The sequence below is a fragment of the Echinicola arenosa genome (genome assembly GCF_014841125.1).
GTDB lineage: Bacteria > Bacteroidota > Bacteroidia > Cytophagales > Cyclobacteriaceae > Echinicola > Echinicola arenosa.
In genome coordinates, this window is sequence record NZ_JACYTQ010000015.1 from 3,091 (window position 1) to 4,969 (window position 1,879).

The window sequence follows — 1,879 nt, forward strand, 5'->3', positions numbered from 1 at the left end:
TCGTCAGGTTGGCTGGAGATATTGGAAAAGCAAATGTAGGCATAAGTAACGATAAGGCGGGCGAGAAACCCGCCCACCGATAGACCAAGGTTTCCTGATCAACGCTAATCGGATCAGGGTCAGTCTGGACCTAAGGCGAACCCGAAGGGGGCAGTCGATGGACAACGGGTTAATATTCCCGTACCGTATATACAGGCAATGGAGGGACGGAGTGATGAAAGTTCCGCCCGGTGACGGAATACCGGGTTGAAGGGTGTAGGTATTGGGGGTGTAGTCAAATGCGCACCTTTAGCCGAACCTGATAGTACCGCAATCCTTCGGGAGCGCGGATAGCGGACCTAAGAACTTCCAAGAAAATCTTCTAGCGTTAAGCGTATATATGCCAGTACCGCAAACCGACACAGGTGGTCAAGGAGAGAATCCTGAGGTGCTCGAGTGAATCATGGCTAAGGAACTCGGCAAAATGGCCCTGTAACTTCGGGAGAAGGGGCGCCTACCCCCCAGCAATGGGGGGAGGCCGCAGTGAAAAGGCCCAGGCGACTGTTTATCAAAAACACATGGCTTTGCGAAGTGGAAACACAAAGTATAAGGCCTGACACCTGCCCGGTGCCGGAAGGTTAAGGGGGGGCGTTATCGTAAGAGAAGCGCTGAACTGAAGCCCCGGTAAACGGCGGCCGTAACTATAACGGTCCTAAGGTAGCGAAATTCCTTGTCGGGTAAGTTCCGACCTGCACGAATGGTGTAACGATCTGGGCACTGTCTCGGCCATGAGCTCGGTGAAATTGTAGTCGCGGTGAAGATGCCGCGTACCCGCAACGGGACGGAAAGACCCCATGAACCTTTACTGCAGCTTAGCATTGGCATTGGGTAAACGATGTGTAGGATAGGCCGGAGGCTATGAAGCGGCGTCGCCAGGCGTTGTGGAGCCACTGTTGAAATACGGCCCTTTGTTTGCTTGGTGTCTAATCCGCCGTAGGCGGAGACATTGCTTGGTGGGTAGTTTGACTGGGGTGGTCGCCTCCAAAAGAGTAACGGAGGCTTCCAAAGGTTCCCTCAGCACGCTTGGTAACCGTGCGCGGAGTGCAATAGCATAAGGGAGCTTGACTGCGAGGCCGACAAGCCGAGCAGGGTGGAAACACGGGTATAGTGATCCGGCGGTACCGTATGGAAGGGCCGTCGCTCAAAGGATAAAAGGTACTCTGGGGATAACAGGCTGATCTCCCCCAAGAGCTCATATCGACGGGGAGGTTTGGCACCTCGATGTCGGCTCGTCACATCCTGGGGCTGGAGAAGGTCCCAAGGGTTGGGCTGTTCGCCCATTAAAGTGGCACGCGAGCTGGGTTCAGAACGTCGTGAGACAGTTCGGTCCCTATCTGTTGCGGGCGTGGGAAACTTGAGAGGATCTGACCTTAGTACGAGAGGACCGGGTTGGACGGACCGCTGGTGTACCGGTTGTGGTGCCAACTGCACTGCCGGGTAGCTACGTCCGGAAGGGATAAGCGCTGAAAGCATCTAAGTGCGAAACCCACCTCGAGATGAGGTTTCCGTATAGGGTTGTCATAGACGATGACGTTGATAGGCTGCAGGTGTAAAGCCGGAGACGGCATAGCTGAGCAGTACTAATTGCCCGAAAGCTTACCTGTGAAAATGTTGTATTATCTTTAAGTTGTCATTGGAACTTTAGAAACATAAATAGCAAGACATTAGGCGACCTAGCCAGAAGAATTTGGGCGGTACGGCGCAGGGGATCCACCTCTTCCCATCCCGAACAGAGAAGTTAAGCCCTGTCGCGCCGATGGTACTGGGGTTACACCCGGGAGAGTAGGTCGCCGCCCTCACCTATATGCCCCCTGTCCTACAAGGACACGGGGCTTTTTTT

2 rRNA genes (1 of these 2 cut by a window edge) are annotated in these 1,879 nt (G+C 54.2%); both read left to right on the plus strand.

What is annotated here, in order from left to right:
* Nucleotides 1-1,643 (plus strand): 23S ribosomal RNA (locus IFO69_RS21510) (it extends 1,340 nt beyond the left edge of the window).
* 83 nt (nt 1,644-1,726) lie between these two features.
* Nucleotides 1,727-1,838: ribosomal RNA gene (gene rrf, locus IFO69_RS21515) — 5S ribosomal RNA — on the plus strand.
* Nucleotides 1,839-1,879: the final 41 nt, after the last annotated feature.